This is a genomic window from Caballeronia sp. LZ065 (genome assembly GCF_031450975.1).
Classification (GTDB): domain Bacteria; phylum Pseudomonadota; class Gammaproteobacteria; order Burkholderiales; family Burkholderiaceae; genus Caballeronia.
The window spans coordinates 566261-589034 of sequence record NZ_JARUXV010000004.1 but is presented as its reverse complement, the minus strand read 5'-3'; the positions used below and the strand labels follow the sequence as shown (position 1 = coordinate 589034).

21 protein-coding genes are annotated in these 22774 nt (G+C 63.1%); 7 read left to right on the top strand and 14 right to left on the bottom strand.

The window, feature by feature from the left end; genetic code table 11:
- Positions 1-260: 260 nt before the first annotated feature.
- The 4 genes from QCE63_RS29260 to QCE63_RS29245 all read left to right on the top strand — a co-directional run bounded on the left by QCE63_RS29260 (position 261) and on the right by QCE63_RS29245 (position 5381).
- Entirely contained in the window at positions 261-1325 is a 1065-nt protein-coding gene (locus tag QCE63_RS29260; RefSeq protein WP_309838024.1) for an aminotransferase class I/II-fold pyridoxal phosphate-dependent enzyme, read from the top strand.
- 31 nt (positions 1326-1356) lie between these two features.
- The gene (locus QCE63_RS29255) at positions 1357-2463 is read left to right on the top strand and encodes a hypothetical protein (RefSeq protein WP_309838023.1); all 1107 of its coding nucleotides are present in this window, start codon (positions 1357-1359) and stop codon (positions 2461-2463) included.
- Between the two features lie 305 nt (positions 2464-2768).
- Positions 2769-4223, top strand: a complete 1455-nt coding sequence (locus QCE63_RS29250) for a pyridoxal-dependent decarboxylase (protein WP_309838022.1) — start codon at positions 2769-2771, stop codon at positions 4221-4223.
- A gap of 153 nt (positions 4224-4376) precedes the next feature.
- Positions 4377-5381, top strand: coding sequence for a hypothetical protein (locus tag QCE63_RS29245; protein ID WP_309838021.1), 1005 nt, complete (start codon positions 4377-4379; stop codon positions 5379-5381).
- Here QCE63_RS29245 and QCE63_RS29240 read toward each other — a convergent pair.
- The 8 genes from QCE63_RS29240 to QCE63_RS29205 all read right to left on the bottom strand — a co-directional run bounded on the left by QCE63_RS29240 (position 5378) and on the right by QCE63_RS29205 (position 16410).
- On the bottom strand, positions 5378-7765 hold the full coding sequence (locus tag QCE63_RS29240) for a DNA polymerase II (RefSeq protein ID WP_309838020.1): 2388 nt from the start codon (positions 7763-7765) through the stop codon (positions 5378-5380). The two genes, QCE63_RS29245 and QCE63_RS29240, sit on opposite strands and share 4 nt — an antisense overlap.
- 164 nt (positions 7766-7929) lie before the next feature.
- The gene (flhC, locus tag QCE63_RS29235) at positions 7930-8589 is read right to left on the bottom strand and encodes a flagellar transcriptional regulator FlhC (protein WP_309838019.1); all 660 of its coding nucleotides are present in this window, start codon (positions 8587-8589) and stop codon (positions 7930-7932) included.
- An 18-nt stretch (positions 8590-8607) separates the two neighbouring features.
- Positions 8608-8925: a flagellar transcriptional regulator FlhD gene (gene flhD / locus QCE63_RS29230; protein WP_061115821.1), complete on the bottom strand. Its 318-nt coding sequence runs from the start codon at positions 8923-8925 to the stop codon at positions 8608-8610.
- A 526-nt stretch (positions 8926-9451) separates the two neighbouring features.
- Positions 9452-10519, bottom strand: a complete 1068-nt coding sequence (locus QCE63_RS29225; protein WP_309838018.1) for a purine nucleoside permease — start codon at positions 10517-10519, stop codon at positions 9452-9454.
- Between the two features lie 215 nt (positions 10520-10734).
- Entirely contained in the window at positions 10735-13320 is a 2586-nt protein-coding gene (locus QCE63_RS29220; RefSeq protein WP_309838017.1) for a mechanosensitive ion channel domain-containing protein, read from the bottom strand.
- A gap of 471 nt (positions 13321-13791) precedes the next feature.
- Positions 13792-14721: a cation diffusion facilitator family transporter gene (locus QCE63_RS29215; RefSeq protein ID WP_309838016.1), complete on the bottom strand. Its 930-nt coding sequence runs from the start codon at positions 14719-14721 to the stop codon at positions 13792-13794.
- 23 nt (positions 14722-14744) lie between these two features.
- Positions 14745-15791, bottom strand: a complete 1047-nt coding sequence (gene selD, locus QCE63_RS29210) for a selenide, water dikinase SelD (RefSeq protein ID WP_309838015.1) — start codon at positions 15789-15791, stop codon at positions 14745-14747.
- 70 nt (positions 15792-15861) lie between these two features.
- Positions 15862-16410 (bottom strand): putative glycolipid-binding domain-containing protein, encoded by a 549-nt coding sequence (locus QCE63_RS29205; protein WP_309839312.1) that lies wholly within the window; start codon positions 16408-16410, stop codon positions 15862-15864.
- A 223-nt stretch (positions 16411-16633) separates the two neighbouring features.
- Here QCE63_RS29205 and QCE63_RS29200 point away from each other — a divergent pair, with 223 nt between their 5' ends.
- Entirely contained in the window at positions 16634-17056 is a 423-nt protein-coding gene (locus QCE63_RS29200; RefSeq protein ID WP_309838014.1) for a BspC domain-containing protein, read from the top strand.
- Between the two features lie 15 nt (positions 17057-17071).
- Here the strand turns inward: QCE63_RS29200 and QCE63_RS29195 are convergent, their stop codons facing one another.
- Positions 17072-17596 (bottom strand): Rrf2 family transcriptional regulator, encoded by a 525-nt coding sequence (locus tag QCE63_RS29195; RefSeq protein ID WP_309838013.1) that lies wholly within the window; start codon positions 17594-17596, stop codon positions 17072-17074.
- Positions 17597-18019: 423 nt separating this feature from the next.
- Between QCE63_RS29195 and QCE63_RS29190 the strand changes: the two genes are divergently transcribed.
- On the top strand, positions 18020-18241 hold the full coding sequence (locus QCE63_RS29190) for a hypothetical protein (protein ID WP_309820084.1): 222 nt from the start codon (positions 18020-18022) through the stop codon (positions 18239-18241).
- Between the two features lie 90 nt (positions 18242-18331).
- On the opposite strand, the gene QCE63_RS29185 is transcribed toward QCE63_RS29190, so the two are convergent.
- The 5 genes from QCE63_RS29185 to QCE63_RS29165 all read right to left on the bottom strand — a co-directional run bounded on the left by QCE63_RS29185 (position 18332) and on the right by QCE63_RS29165 (position 21495).
- A complete protein-coding gene (locus QCE63_RS29185; protein ID WP_309838012.1) occupies positions 18332-19126 on the bottom strand; it encodes an anti-sigma factor in 795 nt (264 codons plus the stop codon).
- On the bottom strand, positions 19123-19647 hold the full coding sequence (locus QCE63_RS29180) for an RNA polymerase sigma factor (protein ID WP_309820080.1): 525 nt from the start codon (positions 19645-19647) through the stop codon (positions 19123-19125). Before QCE63_RS29180 ends, QCE63_RS29185 begins: the two co-directional genes overlap by 4 nt.
- 43 nt (positions 19648-19690) lie before the next feature.
- Complete coding sequence (locus QCE63_RS29175; protein ID WP_309838011.1) at positions 19691-19828, bottom strand: hypothetical protein; 138 nt, start codon at positions 19826-19828, stop codon at positions 19691-19693.
- Positions 19829-19933: 105 nt separating this feature from the next.
- Complete coding sequence (locus QCE63_RS29170) at positions 19934-20317, bottom strand: hypothetical protein (RefSeq protein WP_309838010.1); 384 nt, start codon at positions 20315-20317, stop codon at positions 19934-19936.
- Between the two features lie 167 nt (positions 20318-20484).
- Complete coding sequence (locus QCE63_RS29165) at positions 20485-21495, bottom strand: AraC family transcriptional regulator (RefSeq protein WP_309838009.1); 1011 nt, start codon at positions 21493-21495, stop codon at positions 20485-20487.
- A 216-nt stretch (positions 21496-21711) separates the two neighbouring features.
- Here QCE63_RS29165 and QCE63_RS29160 point away from each other — a divergent pair, with 216 nt between their 5' ends.
- Positions 21712-22752, top strand: coding sequence for an aldo/keto reductase (locus tag QCE63_RS29160; protein ID WP_309838008.1), 1041 nt, complete (start codon positions 21712-21714; stop codon positions 22750-22752).
- Positions 22753-22774: the final 22 nt, after the last annotated feature.

Genomic DNA, 22774 nt, shown 5'->3' with positions numbered 1-22774 from the left:
TTATCCATGCCCTCGATCTCATCGCTACGATGCTCAAGGTTAACAGGATGCCCATGGAGTTAACAGCCCCTTCAACGTCTTTTTGAAACCACCTCTAAGAATTTTCCCGCTAGGGAAACGGATAAGCTGATTTATGCTGTCTCTTGAAACAACTTGACGCGCAAAGCATTTGATTATTAACGCACTGCCTGTGGATCAGTGGGCTTTTACGGGATAAAAACCATTCCCAACGATTACGATCGTGATGATGGAGAAAAGCTTTGATATCGCCGTTCGCACGTAGCGTCATTGATGAGTTCGGGCCTTTGGTTCCGAAGCCGCCCGATCCCGACAAGCTTGAAACCCTGCTTTTGAGAAACAACGAGAATCCTTTTGGCACAGAGCACTGTCGTTACCCTGGTTTCGGCAACGATGCAATGCTCAAGCTGCCCGAAAGCTATCTGAACTGGCTTCGCTCAGCCGAGCAAACGCACCACGCGGCACCACTTGCGCTCAATGCTTCAAACCTCATTCTGACAATGGGTGCTGCTGGCGCACTCGAACAGGTATTCAAGGCGTTTTTCGAACCCGGAATTGACCGGATTGCCCTGACGCCGCCGTGTTTCGGCGTGTTCTCCCGATTGGCGGCGATTCATCGCATCGAAGTCGTGGCCGTTCCGCTCACCGGCCCGGCATATGACCGCCTCGACATCGATGCCATGTGCGAAAGCCAGGTCAAAGGTGTCGTGCTATACGATCCGAATAATCCAGTTGGCAGCCGCCTGAATCAAGCCGACATTGAGTTGCTGCTGACGCGCTTTGAAGGCCTTGTCATCCTGGACGAAGCTTATGTCGAGTACAGCCGGTTACCCTCGAATCTGCGTCATCTGGAAACGTTTCCCCGACTTTTGATTCTACGCACGATGTCCAAGGCACTTGGCATGGCCGGACTGCGAATAGGCGCGGCGCTCGGTGCGGAAAGATTTATTGAACCGCTGCGCCGGGTTCAACTGCCGTTTGCGATCTCGTCCGTGGCGGCGAACGCCGCCCACGCAATCCTCGCACATCCCGCCCAAATCATGCGCGGCATCGAGCAGTTCCGGAACGCACGCGACGCGCTCTATCAGAGCCTCGCGTCTCTTGCGTGCGTCTCCGCCATCTGGGGCGGCGACTGCGGCTTCATCACCATACGCACGCACTCTTTCAGCAATGTGGTCCGTGCACTACGCGCTTGCCGCATCGAACCGCTCTTCAATCCTGAAGGGTTGCACGATTGCATTCGTTTTTCCGTCGGTACGGCCGCCGACAACGAACGCGTCATTCGCGCATTGAGATCGATCAACTAGTTAATCAATCAACCTGTCTTCGCCTCTAGAAATGATCCATCCAGAAAATCTCGCAAACCATGCTATCTCGAAGGTTCAGGTCATCAAGCGCTGCGCTATCCCGGCCATTATGTCGATTCAAGTCGATGGCGAAACTCATTCGCTCGGCGAACATCGCGATTTTCGCCGACACCCCTTCTTTCGCGAATTCATTCCGGAGCACGGCCGCAGCTCGTTCAGCTGGGTCAATCTGAAAGATGGTGAAAGATTGGACAATCATGTTCACCCCGTGCCCTCGATGATTCTGATTTGCAGCGGTTCGGTTTATCTGACAGGAGCAACGGAGCAGTTGCTGAGCGAAGGAGACGCTGCGTGCGTGCCCGCGGGAAGACTGCACGGTTTCCGTACCTGTGACGGACAGCAATTCCACGGACTTTCCATTCAGTTTGACGGCAACGGACTCTATGAAGACGAAGGCGCGCCAAGAGTTGCGTTCGGCAATGACACGACGCATTCATTCGAGAGTCTCGAGAGAACCAATGCGCTGCTGCTCGAGCGGCATGGACGCAATTCGCTCTTCCAGCTGTTGCGCGGCAATCGCTTACGCTCGGACGCAGCGCGACGCAGACGATTCCTGGAGGCGCTGCTTGTCTGGTCGCGCTATTTTCAACGGATCATTCATGCGCGGCAGGCGTTCTGCACCGAACCGAGTCTGCTGCCCCTCTACACGCGTCATCTGCGCGACGAGCTTGGACACGACACGATGTTGCAGGATCAGCATGGTCTCGAAGGCCATACCCGTGATCCCATGCTCGAAAGAGCGGCACAGTGGTTCGTGGACATGATGCTGCACGCCAATGAAGCGGCAAAACTGGTGATCGTGCATCAGGTGGTGGAAGCGAGTGGCTTCCTGTTCGGCCAGGCGAGCCGCCCGTTCTTTTCCCCGCAGCGCGTGCAGGACGCGTGCTACTTCGACCTGCACGCTGAGGTGGACGACGACCACCGCAACCTCGGCCGATCCTGGCTTCAGAACCTTCCTGCCGAGCGATTCGCCGGTCTGATCGTGACATGCAGACAGGCGTGGGACCAGATGGATCAGGTTCACGCACGCATCGCCGCGTTGACGGAAGCATCCGGATCGACCGGCCTCGCCGCGTGAGTCCGGAACTTGACGATCCGCTCGCTCGCTGGCGGCATCTATGGCCTCATCGCGATAGCCAGACGGTCTTCCGCGATACGCTCGTGCATCTTTTCGACGACTACTGCCAGTGGCACCAGGACTGGAAAGGGCCCGTGTCCGAACGGCCGCCAGCGGACGACCGGGCGCTGCACCGCGCGGTCGAGCTGCTGGGTGCGTTGTCACGGCGCTTGCAAGCGGATTCCACGCCGTGGCCCGCGCCGCAGTATCTCGCGCACATGAATCCGGACCCGCTGCTGCCCGCGGGACTCGCGTACTTCGCCGCGATGCTCTACAACCCGAACAACGTCACGCCGGAAGCGTCGCCGGTCACCACGACGCTGGAACACGAACTGAGCGACGACTTCCGCGGCCTCTTCGGGTTCGATCCGCAACAAGGCTGGGCGCATCTCACGTCCGGCGGGCATGCCGCCAACTACGAGGCCATGTGGATCGCGCGGAATTTGCGGCGCGTGCCCTTTGCGCTTGCCGAAGGGAATAGCCCGGCGGATGCCCCCCTCCTCTGCAATCTGCCGCCTCGCGAGATCGTCGAGCGGCTCGCGCAAGCGCTCCGACACGACCCACCGGACCGGTTGCGGACGCGGATCAACGCACTCCACGATCATCCCGCACTACGCGGCGGACGGATTCTCGTGGCAAGCGGGCGTCACTATTCCTGGGACAAGTGCGCCGACTTGCTCGGACTGGTGCTCGAACCGGTGGAAATGGACGCGTCGATGCGCATCGACATGACGGCGCTGCGCGAGCGCCTGTTCGCTCATTTCGAGGCGGCGCGTCCGGTCGTTGCCGTGATCGCCACGGCGGGAAGCAGCGGCGAGGGCAGCGTCGACGAGATTCACCGCATCGTGGCACTGCGACTCGAGTGCGAAGAACGCTTTGGCGCGTCCTTCTTCCTGCACGTCGATGCCGCGTTCGGCGGTTATTACCGCGCCTTGCTTGAGCCTTGCATCGATGAAGACGCGTGCACGGCTCCGCACGTCTCCGAAGTGCTGAAGCCGGAGGTGGTGGAAGCACTGCAAGCACTCTGTCATGCCGACACCGTCACGGTCGATCCACACAAATGCGCCGGCGTCCCCTATCCCGCCGGCTGCCTGGCGATTCGCGACCGCCGCTTCTCATGGGCCATTGCCAGCCAGACCCGCTACTTCAGGCCGTTATCTTCGCGCCTAAGGGAACATATGGAAGCGGGTCCTCACACGCTGGAAGGCGCCCGGCCGGGCGCTGCCGCGGCTGCCGTATGGACCGCGCATCGTCTGCTCGGCCTTCACCGGAACGGGTTGGGCGCCTTGCTTGCCGGCAACGCGCTGACCGCGACACGGCTCCATCACGCGCTCAATGCGCAGCCCGCCTTCCTGCTCGACGGGGTCACTCACCGCTTCAAAAGCCTGTTCTCGCCGGATCTCTGCATCCTCAACTTCTGCGTCTGTCCAGCCGAACAGGTAGTATCAGACGCGCGCAGAATTGAACTGCTCAGTGAGCGAATGATCGGCAACGCACAGTTCCACGGTGCCGGAGATCAAAAGCTGTTATGGTTTTCGCGTAATCGGGTGGCGTTGCAAGACTTCATGCCGGGCGCTGTTCACCTGGACGCCGACGAGACGGACGAAACAACCCTGGTGCGCTGCTGCGTCATGAAACCTGTCACGCACGACGCGTTCGCTGCATTCCTGCGCAATAGCCTCGATCGCCTGTTCGCGCGGATCGAGGGAAGAGAAACCTGAATCGGCCCGGCGAGGCGCCTCCATGTGCACGTGGTGGCGAACAACCGGACCGCATTCCACTGTCCGGTCTGTTCGGGCCAGCCGTTCGTTCCGACGTTCTTCGAATCCGACGGTCTGACCGTGCGCCGTGCAGTTGCGCACTCCTATCGCTTCATGACAAAGCCAAAAGAAGACCGCCATCGCCGAACCGCAGCGTGCCTGATTGCCTGTGCGGCGCTCGGTGTCGCGAGCCAGACCGCCCATGCACAGGAATTCACCTTGCTGGCCGGCCCGCTCAAGAGCAGCAGCCAGCACACCTACTCGTGGGAGGCCAGCTATCGCGAGGGCATTGGCCGTTACGCAGCCTGGAGTTTTTCCTGGGTCAACGAAGGCCATATCCCGGATCATCATCGCGACGGCCAGTCCCTGCAATTCTGGGGGCGGCTGCCGCTCTGGAACGACCGGCTGGAACTATCGGCGGGCGCGGGTCCGTACCGCTGGTTCGATACCAAGCAGGCGCAACTGGGCGGCGGTTATTCCAATACGCACGGCTGGGGCGGCCTGTTTTCGCTGCGCGCCGCGTATTACTTCGATAGCCGCTGGATCGCCGAGGTGAAGCTCAACCGCGTGCAGGCGTCCGGCGGCCCGGACACGACCGCGCTCCTGTTCGGCATCGGCTATCAGCTCGATGCGCCGGAAGGCCGGGGACCGCGCGCACGTCCGCTCTCGCGCTCGAGCAACGTGACGAACAACGAAGTCACCGTCATGCTCGGGACCACCATCCTCAACAGTCTCGACTCGGAGTCGAACCTCGCGGAGAGCGTCGAGTACCGGCGCGGGCTGTGGCATTACGTCGATGTCACGGCGTCGTACCTGCACGAAGGCGGACACGTGCAGTCGCGCCGCGACGGCATTGCCGCGCAGATCTGGGCCACGCGCGCGTTCTTCGACGACCGGCTGACGCTGGGCGTCGGCGCCGGTCCCTATCTTTCGATCACGCAAAACGACGACCTGCCGCAGAACCGCACCGGCGATGGCCGTTTCTCCGGGCTCGTGTCGCTGTCGGCGAGTTATCGGTTCGATCAGCGCTGGCTCGCGCGCGTCACGTGGAACCGTGTGGTGACCCGCTACGACCGCGACGCGGACATCATCGAAGCGGGCGTCGGGATGCGCTTCTAGAACAGCTCCTGCTGGCCCGACATCAGTCCGGCGAAGTCATCGCGCACGAAGGGCAGGATGCCGTCGGCCACGGGCTGGAGTTGCTTGCTGACGTAGTGCTCGTAGTCGATCGGCGCATGACGCGCCTCCACCGGCTCGGGGCCGGCCGTCGTCATGACGTAGCTGATCCAGCCGCCGTTCTGGTATTGCAACGGACGACCGTGGCGGCGATTGTATTCATCCGCGATGCGTGCCGCGCGCACCTGCGGCGGCACGTTGCGATGATAGTCGCCGAGCGTGCGGCGCAGGCGCTTGCGGTACACGAGCAGTTCGTCGAGTTCGCCGCGCCGCGTGCGGCCGACGTAATCGCGCACGTAGTCGTCGTAGGGCTGGCCCTTGAAGATGCGCGTGTAGAGTTCCTGCTGGAAGCGTTGTGCAAGCGGCGTCCAGTCGGAGCGCACGGTTTCCAGCCCCTTGTAGATGATGTCGTCGCTGCCGTCCGCGCGCGTCGTCATGCCCGCGTAGCGCTTCTTGCTGCCCTCTTCCGCGCCGCGGATCGTCGGCATCAGGAAGCGCTTGAAGTGCGTTTCGAACTGGAGTTCGAGCGCGCTCTCCAGCCTGAAGGTTTCGCGCAAGTGCTCGCGCCAGTACTCGTTTACATGCGCGACCAGGGCCTGTCCGATGCGCGCGGCGTCGTCCTCGCTGCGCGCGCGCCGCAGCCAGACGAAGGTCGAATCGGTATCGCCGTAGATCACACTGTAGCCGCGCGCTTCGATCAACTCGCGCGTGCGATGCATGATCTCGTGTCCGCGCATCGTTATCGACGAGGCCAGGCGCGGATCGAAGAACCGGCAGCCGCTCGACCCGAGCACGCCGTAGAACGAATTCATGATGATCTTGAGCGCCTGCGACAGCGGCTTGTTGTGCTGGCGCTTGGCCGCTTCGCGTCCTTGCCAGACCTGCGCGACGATCGCGGGCAGGCAATGAAGGTCGCGCGCGAAACGTGCGCCGCGAAAACCGGGCACGGCATCGGCGTCAGCGGGCAGGCTCATGCCCTGCGCGAGCCCCGCCGGGTCGATCAGGAACGTGCGGATGATCGACGGATACAGGCTCTTGTAGTCGAGCACGAGCACCGAGTCGTACAGGCCGGGCCGCGAGTCCATGACGAAGCCGCCGGGACTGGCTTCCTCGGGCACGTCGCCGAGATTCGGCGCGACATAGCCAAGCCGATGCATGCGCGGCATGTACAGGTGCGTAAAGGCCGCCACCGAACCGCCGCTGCGATCCGCCTGCAGGCCGGTGACGGTGGCGCGCTCGAGCAGGAACGAAAGCAGTTGGGTTTTCTCGAAGATGCGCGTGACGAGTTCGCAATCGACGAGGTTGTAGCGTGCGAGCGCTGGTTTGTCGTGCTGGAAGCGCCGCTCGATTTCGTCCATGCGCGCGTAGGGCGTATCGATCGCCTTGCCTTCGCCCAGCAACGACTGCGCGACATGCTCCAGGCTGAATGACGGAAAGCTCCAGGTGGCGGAGCGCAGCGCCTCGATGCCGTCGATCACGAGCCGTCCCGCGATCGAGATGAAGAAGTGATTGCGGTTGATGCCGTGTTTGCGCCACTCCACCGTGCTGCCGTCGCGACCGAGCGTGAGGGGCACGCCGAAGTCGTCGGCATGACGCTGCAGCACGCGCAGATCGAATTGAACTACGTTCCAGCCGATGATCGCGTCCGGATCATGATGCGCGATCCACGCGTTGAAGCGGCGCAGCATGTCGGCGCGCGTGGCGCAATATTCGAGCGCGAAGTCGACGTCGCCGGATGTCTCCTCCGGCGCACCGAGCATGTAGACCTGACGCGCGCCGCAGCCTTCGAGCGCAATGGAATAGAGTTCGCCGCGCGCACTCGTTTCGATATCCAGCGACACGAGTTTCAGCGCCGGCCGATAATCCGACGCCGGCTTCAGCTCGCTTTCGATGATGCCGTTGCGCACGACGCCTTCAAACGATACCGGCGCCGTGATGAAACGCTCCATCAGATAGCGCTCGGGCGGGCGGATATCGGCTTCATAGACATTCATGCCTGCATGGCGCAGATTCTTTTCGAGCGCGAGCAGCTGGCGATACTGCGCGCAATACAGTCCGAGCACCGGCTTTTGCAGGAAGTCGCGCAATGGCAGTGCGCGCACGTAAGCATCACGCACGGCGCCGATCAGCGGCTCGGCCTTCGCGCGATCTTCCTCGCGGATGAACGCGACGCTCGTCTGCACGCCGATGCGGATTTTCTGCGGCCCGTCATCGGTAGCGAGCCAGAAATCGACTTCGGCGCCGGCCGCGGTGTCGCGCCAGTGACGAGTCAGCAGAAAACCCTGTCGTGCGGAAACCGGATCGTTATCTTCGAGAGCGCGTGCCATCGAAGCATTTTACTTGGCGCGAAAACAAACAGCCCGGCGTGAACATCGCGCCGGGCTGAAACATTCGAAACGAAACCGCGGTGAAAAGATAAGTGCGGTGGCGGCGGTCCGGTCGTCTACCGTCCTGGCGGGCGGTCCCCGCAGGCGCCCGGTGCCGCCACCGCTCAAGCAGCCTGTGCGACCAGGCCCGCCCGTTGCGACTGTAACGCCGCTACGTGATCGAGTACCGTGTGCTCCGCGTGCTCCGGCACTTCGTTCTTCGACATTACCTCCAGCGCGGCTTCTTGAATGGCCTGTTTCGCGGCCGCCGCTTTCTTGGTCTTCCCCGCGCGTGACGGCGGCTGGCAGGCCCCGCACACCACGTTGTTCTGCAAATCATGTTTGTGTGCGACGAACTTCCCGGTGCAGCGGCAGCATGAGGTCATCTGCAGCATGCCCGCGTCGAAGAAGCGCACAAGAGTCCAGGCCCGCGTGAGGTCAAGTACCGCCTCGGCGCCGCTATGATTGCAGTGCTCGAGATACAGCCGATACCCTTTGGTCAACGCATCGAGATGCGAGCAACCGGCTTCGTTCTTCAGGAACGTATAGGTGTTGTAGAACAGCGATGCGTGGATATTGGCAAGCCACGTCATGTACCAGTCCGCCGAGAACGGCAGCATGCCCTTGGGAGGCGATGCGCCCTTCACTTCCCGATAGAGACGAATCATGCGGTCCCGCGAAAGCGTCAGTTCGCTTTCAAGCACTTGCATGCGCGCACCGAGTTCAATCAGCGCGATGGCGCGGAACACTTCCTGGGCGTCTTCAGTGAGGCTCTTCTTCAGCATGGCTCGCTCCGTCGTCACTTAAGCGAACTGTTCAGCCGGCTGGCCAGCCAGCAGGATTGCTGCGTGCGTCGGCGCAATGTCCGCGTTCTTGGCGGGTTGCGTCAAAGCCGACAGCATCGTGTGATCGTTGAAACGGAAAGCGCAAAGCAGGTTGTCCGACGAAGCAAGCTTGACGACCTGAGCGAGCGTGAGGCCCGCCAGCAAGTCAGCCAGTTCCGCCGACAGACCGAGCCGGAACATCCCGATGGCGCGGTCTTCGCGCAAAAGACGCTGCGCGAGCATGATGTACGACAGATTGATTTCCCGGATCGATTCCAGCGTTTCGCGACCGTTCATGGTTGCAACTTCCAGTAAATCCCCGAATTTCCCGCCGGCTTTTTGCCGATATCTTTTTTGTGCCTCACCAGGCTCGTTCCGCCCGGCTACGTACTGCGTAATCTTTGTTTCAGTGCGTTACATCTTGTAACAACACTGTGAAACGGATTCTAAGTACGGGCTGGAACGAAAGCAAGGTCATCTCAATAATATTTTGTTGCAAACAACACTTCGTATCGGTAATTTTTTCGCGCGATCCAAAGTTACTTGTAAAGGCTGAGACAGCTATTCTTCTGATGTTTCGCCGCCTTGAAGGGCGTAACTCGCATTTTCTTCAGAGTATTTGCCCGACGTCAGCCATAACGAGGGCTTCAGCCAGTCCGTTGACAGCATTTTCAAGAAATTTTCAGTTATTCATCGAATGAAATAGACAGTAAAAAGCCGCATTTCCGCTGTTTCACGGATATGCGGCCTGATGAGTAATAAATACCTTAGACGTGTTACCAGCGTGTTACTCGGGTTAACCGCCCGCTTGGTTACAGATGGATTAACGCTGCGGCACACCCTTTCTCCACGCGCCCCAATGTGTAACAACCTCCTGCACGAATGGATTGCCTGTCAGATACAAATTTTCGATCGCCGGCGTAAACCCACCCTGCGATGAATAGTTCAGAAGATTGTCCGCGGCCGTCTGTCCCTCGTAAGGACGATCGAAGTCCGAGCCCGCCCGCAGCACCGCCAGCCTGGACAGATCGACACGCTTCACGCTCGCTGCCCGCTTGAGCGCTTCGAAGGTCGCGTTGTCCTCCTGCTGCGTCGTGCAGTAGACACCCTTGCCGTCCGTCAGCAGACGGGTCCACTCGCGTGCCCGCTCGCCAATGTATTTTCCCGACCACCACGTGTCGCCCGCCAGCGTGTCGCACTGAATCACGCGCGGCGGCTGATTCGCAGGCGCATAGCCGAACTTCGCGCGCGCAACCTTCCCTTCGTCGCTGTCCGAAAGGGTCACGTTCCGTGACATGGCGTACGCGGCGTCGGCGAGTGCCGGATTCAGCGCGAACACTTCAGTCCGATAGTCGAGCGGCGGTTTTTCCTTCGGTCCCTTGGTATTGATGCCCAGGAAACCGCTCGGCCAGTCGGCGGGCTTCTCGCGCGCGTCGAGCTCCCACTGAATGCCGAAATCGACGAGATATTTCGCCCACGCCGCCGAACCCACCGTACCGCGCGCCGGATCGATGCCCGCGATACCCGCGATCAGGAAGTAGGTGTTGCGCAGGTCGAACCGGTCGGAGAAGGTCAGCGCCATGATCGAGGCCGCCGCGTTGGTGTGACCCATGCCCGTGGTCATGACGCAGACTTCGTCGCGATTGCAGTGGACCGCGGGATAGTCCGGCGACAGCCCCGCCACCTCCACCGTGTCCCATGGACCGAGCTTGTCGAGCCAGACCTGGCCCTCGGGGCCGAACATGCTGATGATCATGACCTTGACCGGACGGCCGCCATCGCCGTGTCGGTCGTGATCGTTGCTGGGATTGTCGCCGCGCTGTTGGGCGAAAGCGCAGCCGGTGACGCTGATCAGGCTCGCGACACCCAGTGCGAGCGCGGTCGCGCGCATCGATTTCCTGGCTTTTTCGGTTGGGAATGTCGTTCGAAGCGCGCTTGATTGGAGTTTGAAACGTGACGCGGGAGCGATTTTCATGCGGGCGGATCCTCGTAAAGGTTCGACCTTCGAAAGAAGGCCGGGCCCGCTCACCGGGCACGGCCAGCCCGCGCAATTATAGGAGAGCCGATAAGCGCTCCATGTTGCAAATCGTGTCGAAGCGCGCCCGCTTACGAGCCGCCTTGCGTCGCGCGCGGCGGCGGCGCGCTGGAAGCCACGCCCGCGGAACCGGCCGCTTCGCTGGTCGGATGCTGGGCCGCACGCGATGGCTCGCCCCGCTGCTCCGCGCCTGCCTTATCGGCGTCCTGAGCGCCGGCATTAGCGGGATCCTGCGCCGGATCCTGAGCGCCTCCCGCATCGCCGCCGTTGACAATGACGAAATTGCGTTGCGGATTGGCTATCTCGATGCCGCGCGCCGTGAATTCGTTGAGAATACGCCGGTTGAATTCGCGCTGCACCGGCCAGCGCGAACTGTCGCGACACTGGATCTGTCCCGCGAGCGTGACCGTCGAACCGTCGACGGCATCGACGCCCCAGAAGCTGAAGTCGGACAGGATGCCGTCACGGAACGCGGCATCGTCGCGCAACGCCGTGCCGATTTCCTTCAGCGTGGAAATCGCCAGATCGACGTCCTGGCCGAGTGCAATCGACACGCGCACCGCCGCGTTGCCGATCCCCCGGTTCGTGTTGTTCACCGTCGATACCGAACTGAACGGCACGGTATAGAGCGAGCCGTCGCCGCCGCGCAGACGCACCGTGCGAATCGACAGATATTCGACCGTGCCCGACACGCCCGCGAGCGTGACCCAGTCGCCGACCTGCATCGCGTTTTCCATCAGCAGGAAGATGCCGGTGATGAGATCCTGCACCAGCTTCTGCGAACCGAAGCCCAGCGCGACGCCGAAAATGCTCGCGCTCGCCAGCAGCGGCGCCGTGTTCACACCGATCTCCGACAGCCCCGTCAGCACGACGACCATCGCGATGACGATGAACAGGCCGCTGCGCATCATCGGCAGCAGCGTGCGCAGGCGCGCGGCGCGCAGGCGTTCGCCGCTCGCGGTCCATTGTTCGAGACGTCGCTCTACCATCGCATTCGCGCCTTCCCACACCAGCAACGCGAACAGCGCCGCGACCGCGATAGTCACGATCGCCGATGCCAGCCGGTTGCCGATGCCGCCCGCCGTGAAGAAATGGATGATGTCGACGCCCCACACTTCGAGCAGCGCAATCAGCGTGACGATCCCGATGAGCGCCTGCACGAAGCGTCGCAAGCCCGGGTAATAGCGATACGCGCGACGGCGCACGATGGACTGCTGCGCGGTGTCGTCTTCGTCGTTTTCACGGAAGACACGCCCCAGCGCACCGAACACGACGATTGCCAGCACGCGCGCGCCGATCAGCACCAGCAGCGACAGGCCGCCAAGATGGAACAACGTGCGATAGCCGTTCTTTACGTCGAGCGCCCACACGAACCACAGCGCGATGACGAAGAAGATCGCGACGCCGGCCCAGACGTCGGCGACCCAGTTGCCGAACAGGCGCACCGAGCGGTTCGCGCGTGCCCGCTCGCGGATGGCTTGCGCCACCGAGTTGCGCGACTCGAAGATGACATACGCGATCATCAGATGCACGATCAGCAGCGTGATCTTGAGGACGGCAATGCGCGCGTCGCCGGACAAGCCGATTTCCTCGCCCGCGTTGGCGAGCGCGATGCCCACGCCCGCCACGGTCGCTATCCGCCTCACGCAGCGGTGTGTGTACACCGCATAGACATCGCGCATCTGCAACAGGCGCAGACCGCTGGCGCGCGGCGCAAGGAAGAACCCGCTGACGATGACAATGGCCCGGCACACGAGATAGACATCGATCAACGCGCCCGCGACGCGCGCCTGGGGCGTGTTGTCGTCGATGAAGAGCGACATCAGCAAAGTCACCGCGCCGATGAACACGACCAGCGGCGCCAGCATCAGCAGGCCATGCAGCAGCGCGCTCGGCAGCCGTTGCAGCAAGGTCCAGTGCCGCGCGGCGTGACGCTGGCCACGTGCGCTGTCTGCCTTGCGTTCGGCGAGATGCATTGCGGTTTCGTCGCCGCTGCGTACCGCGACGTCTTCCGCACGCTCGGCCGCGCGTTGGTCCTGCACGAGTTCCGGTTCCTGCACCTCGGCATCCGCCACGCCGCGCGTTGCGAGCCGCGCGCGCGGCTTCCTCAGGAGACGCGAGCACAGTAGTTCGAGCAGCACCGCGGGGAGCAGTGACGCCAGCACCGTCCACGCGACGCGGCCCAGCAGCAAGCGCCCCTGATCGGTCGCGGTGCTGCCGCGCCACCATGCGGCGACCGAACCGAAGTCGAGCAGTGTGGAAATCGAATGACGCGTGCCCGAGCCGATCTGCACAAGCCAGTAACCGGCCTGACGCGACAACTGCGAAGCCAGGCCATTCGCGGTCAGCGAATGCGCCAGCACGCCGGATGCGCCCGATGCAGGCGCCGCTGACGACACCTCCTGCGGCGCGCTCGCTGGCTGAGGCGTGGCCAGCGCGCCCGCGGCGGCGACCGCGCGCAACGTGTCCTCGACCTGCGAGCGGCGCGCGGGATCGTTGAGCACGGAGAGCGCATCGCGCGCCTGTTGCGGAGTCAGCGCGACCGCCGGCTGCGACGCATGCGTCGCGGCGCCGGCTGCGGCAAAGGTGGATGACGGAAACGTCGAGAGCAGACTCGACACGGTGAAGAACAAAACGGCAAGAAGAACTTTGCGCATGGGTCGGATGAGATTACGAAATTTCGGGGACTCGATGCGGACAACGCGCACGACCTAAGGTGATGCGAAGAAACCTGCGCGTCGGAAGGCTTTCCGGCGCGCTTTACTGCTGCGGTACAAACTCTGCTTGAGATGCAGCGTGGAGTCACAAGGACGCTTGCATCGATGCAAAAGAGAACGGAACAGACGTGGCGCGTCGCAAAGACACGCCCTACGCTGATGACCGCCCTGATCGGAGTAGCACTTGGCGCGCCAGCCGCCGCGCAGACCGCGAGCGGCAATCAGGGCATGGCGGCATCGGCGCCTGCTGCGCCCTCGCGATATGACGCCGCGCCTCTGCCCGAGATGGGCGTCACCCAGGTTCCGGCACGCGGACAAACCCAGCTGCCCGCCACGCCCGAGACACCGCGGCCGCATCCGGGGGCATCTGGAAGCAGTCTACGCTAACGTGCGCGCCTCACGTCTTACGCCTCACCCCGCAGCGGCGGGCTCGTTGCGATCGCGCGCGACATCCGGCTCGAAGAACACCCAGCGCACTTGCGGAAAGGTGCGCTGCAAGTCGTCCTCGATCACGTTGATCGCGTCGATCATCACGCGGCCGCTCGGGTAGTCAATCATTTCCGCCTGCACCGCCACGACCACGTGCTTGCCCCATTGGAGCGTGATGAGGCTGATGATGTGCGTGATCTCGGGACGCGCACGCAAATGCGCGTCGACGGCCTTGCGCACTTCGGGGCTTGCGGACTCGCCGACGATCATCGACTTCACTTCGCGCGCCACCAGATACGCGATGATCATCAGCAGCACGCCCACGCCGATGGAACCGGCTGCGTCGAAGGCGGGATTGCCGGTGAGCATCGTCATCAGCACGGCGGCGAACGCGATGGCAAGGCCCATCAGCGCGGCGACATCCTCGCCCGCGACCACCAGCAATTCCGATTCGCGTGTTTCGCGGAACCAGCGCCACAAGGACTTGTTGGGTGTGCTCTTGCGGATCTCGCGGATCGCGCCCGCCAGCGAGAACGCTTCCAGCACGACGGAGATGCCGAGAATGACCAGCGCTACGACCGGATTCGACAACGGTTCATGATGCATGAGCCGGTGGACGCCTTCATAAACCGAAAACGCGCCGCCCACGAAGAACAGCAACAGCGCCACGATCAGCGCATAGAAGTAGATCTCGCGGCCCGAGCCCAGCGGATGCAGCGCATTGGCCGGCGCCTGCGCGCGCTTCAGCCCGAACAGCAGCAGCAATTGATTGCCGCAGTCGGCGGTGGAATGGATGGCCTCTGCGAACATCGAGCCCGAACCGGTGAACGCCGCCGCCCCAAATTTGCAGACGGCGATGCCGAAGTTCGCGGCGAGCGCGTAGAAAATCGCTTTCGGTGATTCTTCGTTCATGCGGTCGTGTGCTTGAGTGGTGGTCAGGAAACCTCGACGCGCCCCGCGCCATCGACCATTTCGCCGATCACGGCGGCAGCGTCGAAACCATCGGCGCGGAAGATGGCGAGCACGTCGTTCACGGCGTCCGGCGCGCACGAAACGAGCAGGCCGCCCGAGGTCTGCGGGTCGGTCAGCAAGGCGCGCGCCTCGTCGCCCTGGACGTGCAGCGTGATGTCACTGCCGTAGGCATTCCAGTTCCGTCCGGACGCGCCGGTGTAGATGCCTTCGCGCACGAAGTCCTGGACCTGCGGCAGCCACGGCAAGTCCGCGTAACGGATGCGCGCCGTCAATTGCGCGCCGCGTGCCAGTTCGAGCGTATGGCCGAGCAGGCCGAAACCGGTGACGTCGGTGAGCGCGTGCACGCCATCCAGCTGCGCGAGTTCTGCGCCGGGCCGATTCAGTTTGGTCGTCGCCGCGATCATCGCGGCATAGCCGGCCGCGTCGAGCCGGTCCTTCTTCAGCGCCGCCGACAACACGCCGACGCCGAGCGGCTTGCCGAGCACCAGCACGTCGCCGGGACGCGCGGCGGCGTTGCGCTTCACGCGCGACGGATGCACGATGCCAATCGCCGCGAGGCCGTAGATCGGCTCGACCGAATCAATGGAATGGCCGCCCGCGACAGGAATGCCCGCCTCGGCGCACACTGCTTCGCCGCCCTTCAGCACTTGCGCGATCACTTCATGCGGCAGCACGTTGATCGGCATGCCGACGAGGGCGAGCGCGAGGATCGGCTTGCCGCCCATCGCGTAGACATCGGATAGCGCATTGGTCGCGGCGATGCGGCCGAAGTCGAACGGGTCGTCGACGATCGGCATGAAGAAGTCGGTCGTGGCGACGATCGCCTGTTCGTCGTTGAGCCGGTAGACGGCGGCGTCGTCGGCGGTGTCGTTGCCGACGAGCAGATCCGGGAACACGGGCAGCGGCGTCGCGCGCTTCAGCAGGTCCGCCAGCACGCCAGGCGCGATCTTGCAGCCGCAGCCGCCGCCGTGGGACAAGCTCGTGAGACGGGGAGAAGTCGTATCGTTCATGGTCGGAGAAAGGGATAGGGGTCGGTGCGTGCCTGAAAGGGCATTATCGCCGCTCGCGTCACAACACGTTCTACACGATCCGTTTGAACAAACCGGGATAGTCGAGCACCAGACCGTCCGCATCGACGGTGATCTCCGCCGTGAAGCCCGTATCGAGGCCCTCGTAGCGATAGCGCCGGCCCGGTTCGATGCACGTGTACGCCTGCTCCGCCGCGCTCACGGCAAGTTCGGGCACGCGCACATAGGCGACCCGGATCACGCGCCGCTCGCCGCGTGCGAGCGCGAGCCGGCGGATAGGCAGCGTGTTGGTGAAGGGTGTCGCGGTGAGATCGACGTCGATGCAGCCGCTCAGCGCATCGAGCGGCGTGCCGGCTGCATCGCGCCATGTGTTGTTGTGCTCGTCGCGATGCAGATCGAGCGCCGCGCCGCCCGCAAGCTTCAGTGCGAGACGCGTGACCTGCCAGCGCGCATCGCATTCAATGCGGTACACGAGACCGAATGTCTGCGCATCGCTTTCGCCGACCACGGCGCTCTCGATCACGATGCCCTTCGCGGACACATTCATCACGAGATGCTCGATCCCCGTGCCATCCTCTTGCGACCAGCGCGCCCTCTTCATCACGTGCCCTCCCCGAGACCTGACCAAGGATACAACGCGTCACAAAGCCTTTCGATACGCCTTCGAGCGTCGCGTTCCGCTCGACGGCACGAAACCTCACACGGTATACTCCGCGCCATCCCTGCGCAGGCGCGCGCATCGTAACCACAGCGCCCTTCACGCGATCCGTGTCCCGGCGATCCGCGCCTGTCGAACGTCCCCGCTTCTTTGGATCGCCCACCGCATGAAGAACACTCTTGCTCCCGCCTTGCTGGCGCTCGCCCTGTCGGCTTCGATGTTTCAGCTCGTCCAGGCGCAGGAAACGCCGGACCTGCCCGAGGACTACTCGTATCTGACCAGGCTGCGCGTGCCCGACGCCGTCGTGCAATGTGTCGCGGCATTCGACCGCTGGGTGGAACACGCCCCGAAGTACGACACGCTGATCGTGCCCGACCGCCGCGTGCTGGCCGCGAAGATCGACAGCGAAACGCCGATCCTGAGTCTCGGCAATCCGATTCCGGTGGACAAGGTCATCGTGATGCGCGCCTTCGCCAAAGCGCGCGGCAAGGAACAATGGACGCGCATGGACAGCCGCTGCGGCGTGCGCGACGGACAAGTCGTCGGCGTTTCGCTCACGCCCAACATGAAGCCGAAGATCGTCCGCTGATCTTCCTGCTTTGGGCTACTTCTGCCGGGGACGCCGCTGCAGGGTGCGGCCGTCCAGCCACTTGACGACCTGCCGGCCATAAGCGCGCGGTGCCTTCGCGTGAACGCGGCCCGCCAGGTCCGCCAGATGGTCCGCGGCCAGCGCCTCGCGCATGCGTTTCTCGGCGTTCTTCATCACCGCGTGCACCGCGCATACGCCGCTGGTCGACCAGGGCGGCACGTCCTCGCCGAACACCGCGCAGCGTGCGCGAATCTCCCGGCATTCGAACAGCGGCTTGTCGCCATCGATGGCATCGACGACATCCAGCACGCTGATTTCACTCGATGGCCGCGCGAGCGCAAAACCGCCGCGCGCGCCTTCTGTCGCCACGACGAGTCCCGCCTTGTGCAGTTTGGTGAACAGCTTGGCGACATAGTCCGCCGGCACGCCCTGCAATTCCGCGAGATCGCGCACGCCGGCCTCGCGCACGCCGTGTGGCGGCTCCGCGAGATACAGCATGCAGTGCAACGCATACTCCACTCCAGTGCTGATATGAGCCATGTCCACTCCGACGCTTCATGTCGGAGTTCAGGATAGCCCGGCTTATGCCCTCATGCAATGCGTCTGGTATCCGCCGGCGCGCCTTTACAGACGGCCATCGCGAATATTTCAGGTTACACGTTTGCTTACAAAGGAACACGGCTTGTCATTTTGCTAACCGCTACATTGGTCTCCATGGATTCACACGGAGAAACCCATGAAAAGAATAGCGATCCTTGCAGCGTTGGGCGTGTTGTTGAGCGGTGCGCTGTCCGGCTGCATCGTCGTTCCGGATGGCGGCGGTTATCACCATCATCACGGCGACTACTATCGTTGATCTTACCCGTGCCGCACGCAGTCAACCTGGATTGAGCATGTCGCAGTTCGCGTAGTCGTTGTACGCGCGAACCCGCGGCGTCCAGACACGAAACAGGAGCAAACATCATGAACAAGACGAAAAAGAGTGTGTTGATCGCCACCCTCGCGGCGGCCCTGGGTTTGGGCCTCGCAAACGCCGCCTCGGCGGACACGCATCACTACGCGCCGCATCACGTCAGCGTAGGCTGGCACGGCGAACGGTACTGGGACGGGCATCGCTATTGGCAGCGGCGTGAATGGGAAAGCCATCATCATCACGTAGCGCCGCCGCCTCCGCATCGCTATTGATGCATCGGGCATGCGCTTGAGTGAGCGCATGAAAAAGGCCGCAGCGATCTGATGTCGCTGCGGCCTTTTGACGTATGCGGACAATGCGCTTCACCAGCGCTTCGGATCGCCGCCGAGTTCCTTGCAGGTGTCGTAGGCAATCGCCTGCAGCTTCGCCTCGCCGATCTGCCCCGACAGCGCATAGCCCACCCGGTTCCACGCCCAGTAGAAGGTGGTGCGCTGGCCGTCGCGCAATACGCGGATCTTCGTGTCGTTGCGCCGGATGGTTGCCGTGGTCATGTACAGCGTCAGCCGTTCGCCTGCCGCGTTCTGGTACATGAACTGCGCCGCAGGCCCTTCCTCGTCCGGCAACAGCCGTCCGCCGACCAACTGGAACCCGTACTCCGTCAGCGACGGAATCGTCACCGAACGGTTCAGGCGTTTCGAAAGCCACGTGACGAGATGATCCTGCTGCGACGCCGCCACTTCCACCGCGTGCCGTTGCTCGGGCGCATACACCGCATAGGCGATGTCAGCGCGTTCGGCGAATGGCGGGCTCGACTCGCCGAGCGCGGGCAACAGCATATGCAGCAGGAAGCCGCATGCCACACCGACCACCATGAAGCATGCGGCCAGCAAATAGCGCTCGCGCGGGCGCGGCTTCAGGCGGATGACCTGCGGCTCGCCCTGATCGGCGAACAACGCGCGCAATGCGGTGTCCTGCGCGCGATAGGCTGCTACGGTCGCCTCGCTTGCGGGATCGCTGGCAACACGCTGGGCTGCGGCCTCGCGCTCGTCGCCGCTCAGTTCGCCGTCGACGAAGGCAGACAGCGCCTGCAGGTCGCGATCCGGCATGGGCTGCCCGGTGTGCGCGCCGTTTCCAGGTGAACGGTCTTGGTCTGTCATGAGCGGCTCACCACTTTCAACGATGACGCCGAAGCCTTGCGGTTCGGTTCCTCACCGAGCAGAACCCGCATGTGTTCGCGCGCCCTCGACAGACGCGACATCACGGTTCCGGTCGGCACGTTCAACACCACGGATGCCTCCTGATAACTCATTTCCTCGACGCACACGAGCAGCATCACTTCGCGCTGTTCCACCGGCAGGCAATAGAGCGCGCGCTGCACATCCCGCAACACGAGTCCGTCCACTTCTCCGCGCGGCGCGGCCATCTGCCGCCAGGGCGCGGTTTCATCGTCCACTGCGATATCGCGCCGGCCGCGCAGCTGATCGATATACAGGTTGCGCATGATGGTGAACAGCCATGCGCGCAAGTTCGTGCCTGCATGAAACGATCCCGCGCGATTCAGCGCGCGTTCGGTGGCGTCCTGCACGAGATCGTCGGCCCAGGCGCGATCGCCCGTCAGCGCGCGCGCATAACGGCGCAACTGCGGCAGGTGCGCGAGGAGATCGCCTTCGAAGCTCACGTTGTGCGCTTCCTTCGTCGGGCTCGCTGCTCCCAATCGGCCATCAGTAGCTTCCTCCGCCGGCAGGTCCGCTTGGCGCACCCGATGAAGGCGCCGCCTGCGGTCCGCTCGCACAGCCGGCCAGCCCCGTCCCGAGGGCGAGCGCGACCAGGAGCGCCGTCACTCCGATCGATCGTTTCATGATCGTGTTCCTTTCAGTGTATTGACTGGCGGACGAGCCGCTTTATTCCGCAGGCCCGTCCTTGTGCCGTGTCATGCCGTGCGTGGCCGTTTATTGCGCGATCGCTTACGGCTTCACGACATGCCACACGTCGCGGAAATTGTCGCCGTTCTTGTCGCCCGGCTTCGTGTCCTTCGCGAAGCGGTACACACGCTTGCCGTCGTAGGCCCATTGCTTGCCCCCGTCGGCGGCTTCCATGCTCCATTTGCCTGACGGCTTGTCGGAGTCGGTGGCCATCGCGGCGGGCCACGCCTGCGCGCAGCCGCCCGTGCAGGCGCTCGGGCTGCCCTTCGAGTCCTTGTCGAAGGTATAGAGGGTCATGCCGTTTTCATCGACGGCCATGCCGTTGGCTTCCTTCGGCGCCGCGGCATGGGCGGACGAAGCAAAACCAGCCGTGAGCACGGCCTGAGCGGCAAATGCGGCGACGGACATCAGGATGCGCTTCTTCATTTCATCTTTCCTTGTTGTAGAAGTATCCGTAGAACGTTCGTCAGCGCTGCACTATTCCGCGGACGATGAAATTAATCGATGCGGCAGCGCCTTCGCATCGCCAGACGGCATCCATTCAAGACCATTCCGACGCGCTCGGCCAGTGATTCCCGATGGCACTTGATGGTTCAGGCGCCGGCGGCGGCGGCCGTGGCGTCGCGCCAGCGGCGCGTGTCGCGCAAGGGCGGCGCGCCGAACAGGCGGCTGTACTCGCGGCTGAACTGCGAAGCGCTCTCGTAGCCGACGCGATGCGCGGCCGTCGCGGCATCGGCGATATCGAGCAGCATCAGGCGGCGCGCCTCCTGCAAGCGCAACTGCTTCTGATACTGCAGCGGGCTCATTGCGGTCACGGCCTTGAAGTGATGATGCAGCGACGACACGCTCATATGCACATCGCGCGCAATGTCTTCCACGCGCAGCGGCTGATCGAAATGCTGGCGCAGCAGCTGAATGGCCTTGGCGATCCGCTGCGTCTGGCTGTCCTGCAGCGCGATCTGCCGCAGGCGCGCGCCGGAACCGTTCATCAGCAGCCGATAGAGAATCTCGCGCTTCACCAGCGGCGCGAGGATCGGCACGTCTTCGGGCGCGTCGACGAGCCGCAGCAGACGCAGGACCGCGTCGAGCATCGAGTTGCCGAGGCGGTTCACATAGAGGCCGCGGGAGGCGTCGGCCTGGGTCGCGGGCGGCAGCTTTTCGTCCTGGATCAGCGAGGTGATTTCCTCGACGTCGAGCTCCAGCCGCATGCCGAGATACGGCTCCGATTCGCTCGCCACCGACACCTGTCCGCACACCGGCAAATCCACCGACGACACCAGGTAATGCATCGGGTCGTACACATAGACCTCGTCGCCGACCATCAGCCGCTTGCTGCCCTGCGCGATCAGCGCGAGCGCGGGCGTCTGGATGCCGTGCTTCGGCCCGCCGGGATTCATGATCCGGTGCAGGGCCAGCCCCGGCACCGGGGTGTCGACCGACCCTTCGCATCCGGCGGTGAAGCGGTCCAGCAGCGTGACGAGATCGAGGCGTGCCTGATCCAGCGACGCATCGGGTGCGTGGCTGCCGTGGCCGCCGTTGCGTGCGTCCCGCGGATGCTCGTGCTCCTCTTTGCCGGCGAATTCGGGTGTGTCGTTCAAAGCCATGATTTCCGGACCATTTTCGAGATGGGAGAGTGCGTTCAGCATACTCGCGCGAGGGGGAGATTGCTCGGGGAACCCCGATGCGTTTGCAGAAACAGGCAAGGATCGAGCAGGATCAGGCTATGAAGGCGCGCTGCTGCGGGACGATACTGCACTGCCGGGGCGGTTCGTCGCTAGTTCGTGGCGATGCCGCGCCCGTTCAGCCATTCGGGAGCAACCATGCGCTACAGAAAATTCGGCAATACCGGTCTTTTCGTCTCCGAACTGTGCCTCGGCACGATGACATTCGGCGGCGGGACCGGCGGAATCTGGGACAACATCGGCAATTTGCAGCAGACGGAAGCCGACACGCTGGTGGGCCGCTCGCTCGATGCGGGCATCAACTTCATCGACACCGCCGATGTCTATTCGGACGGCCGCTCGGAGATCATCACCGGCCAGGCGCTGAAGAACCTGAAGGTGCCGCGCGAGAACGTGGTCGTCGCGACCAAGATTCTCGGCGAGACCGGCACCAAGGGCGTCAATTCGCGCGGTGCGTCGCGCTATCACATCATCGACGGCGTCAAGACGAGCCTGCAACGCCTGCAACTGGATCACGTCGACCTGTATCAGATCCACGGTTTCGATCCCGCCACGCCGATCGAGGAAACGCTGCGCGCGCTCGACACGCTGGTGCAGCACGGCCATGTGCGCTATGTCGGCGTGTCGAACTGGGCCGCGTGGCAGATCATGAAGGCGCTTGGCATTTCAGAGCGGCTCGGACTGGCGCGCTTCGAATCGCTCCAGGCCTATTACACGATCGCAGGACGCGATCTGGAGCGCGAACTCGTGCCGCTTCTGCAAAGCGAGAATGTCGGCTTGATGGTGTGGAGTCCGCTCGCAGGCGGCCTGCTTTCGGGCAAGTTCACGCGCGACGGCGGCAAGGAAGAAGGCAGCCGCCGCAGCAAGTTCGATTTTCCGCCGGTGAACGCGGACCGCGCTTACGACTGCGTCGATGTGATGCGTCGCATGGCTGAGTCAAAGGGCGTGACGGTCGCGCAGATTGCTTTGGCCTGGCTGCTGCACCAGAAGGTCGTGACGAGCGTGATCATCGGAGCGAAGCGGATCGATCAACTCAACGACAACATCGCGGCCACCCAGGTGAAGCTCAATGAAGACGAGCTGGCGGCGCTGGACGAAGTGAGCCAGTTGCCCGCTGAATATCCGGGCTGGATGCTCACGCGTCAGGGAGAAGCGCGTCTCAAGCAGATGAAGGAGTAGTCCCAGGTCGGAAGTTGAAGAA

Coding starts and splice junctions, on each gene's coding strand:
- QCE63_RS29255 (WP_309838023.1), top strand. CDS start 1,357: ATGATCCATCCAGAAAATCTCGCAAACCATGCTATCTCGAAGGTTCAG.
- QCE63_RS29250 (WP_309838022.1), top strand. CDS start 2,769: ATGCTCTACAACCCGAACAACGTCACGCCGGAAGCGTCGCCGGTCACC.
- QCE63_RS29245 (WP_309838021.1), top strand. CDS start 4,377: ATGACAAAGCCAAAAGAAGACCGCCATCGCCGAACCGCAGCGTGCCTG.
- QCE63_RS29240 (WP_309838020.1), bottom strand. CDS start 7,765: ATGGCACGCGCTCTCGAAGATAACGATCCGGTTTCCGCACGACAGGGT.
- flhC (WP_309838019.1), bottom strand. CDS start 8,589: ATGCTGAAGAAGAGCCTCACTGAAGACGCCCAGGAAGTGTTCCGCGCC.
- flhD (WP_061115821.1), bottom strand. CDS start 8,925: ATGAACGGTCGCGAAACGCTGGAATCGATCCGGGAAATCAATCTGTCG.
- QCE63_RS29225 (WP_309838018.1), bottom strand. CDS start 10,519: ATGCGCGCGACCGCGCTCGCACTGGGTGTCGCGAGCCTGATCAGCGTC.
- QCE63_RS29220 (WP_309838017.1), bottom strand. CDS start 13,320: ATGCGCAAAGTTCTTCTTGCCGTTTTGTTCTTCACCGTGTCGAGTCTG.
- QCE63_RS29215 (WP_309838016.1), bottom strand. CDS start 14,721: ATGAACGAAGAATCACCGAAAGCGATTTTCTACGCGCTCGCCGCGAAC.
- selD (WP_309838015.1), bottom strand. CDS start 15,791: ATGAACGATACGACTTCTCCCCGTCTCACGAGCTTGTCCCACGGCGGC.
- QCE63_RS29205 (WP_309839312.1), bottom strand. CDS start 16,410: ATGAAGAGGGCGCGCTGGTCGCAAGAGGATGGCACGGGGATCGAGCAT.
- QCE63_RS29200 (WP_309838014.1), top strand. CDS start 16,634: ATGAAGAACACTCTTGCTCCCGCCTTGCTGGCGCTCGCCCTGTCGGCT.
- QCE63_RS29195 (WP_309838013.1), bottom strand. CDS start 17,596: ATGGCTCATATCAGCACTGGAGTGGAGTATGCGTTGCACTGCATGCTG.
- QCE63_RS29190 (WP_309820084.1), top strand. CDS start 18,020: ATGAACAAGACGAAAAAGAGTGTGTTGATCGCCACCCTCGCGGCGGCC.
- QCE63_RS29185 (WP_309838012.1), bottom strand. CDS start 19,126: ATGACAGACCAAGACCGTTCACCTGGAAACGGCGCGCACACCGGGCAG.
- QCE63_RS29175 (WP_309838011.1), bottom strand. CDS start 19,828: ATGAAACGATCGATCGGAGTGACGGCGCTCCTGGTCGCGCTCGCCCTC.
- QCE63_RS29170 (WP_309838010.1), bottom strand. CDS start 20,317: ATGAAGAAGCGCATCCTGATGTCCGTCGCCGCATTTGCCGCTCAGGCC.
- QCE63_RS29165 (WP_309838009.1), bottom strand. CDS start 21,495: ATGGCTTTGAACGACACACCCGAATTCGCCGGCAAAGAGGAGCACGAG.
- QCE63_RS29160 (WP_309838008.1), top strand. CDS start 21,712: ATGCGCTACAGAAAATTCGGCAATACCGGTCTTTTCGTCTCCGAACTG.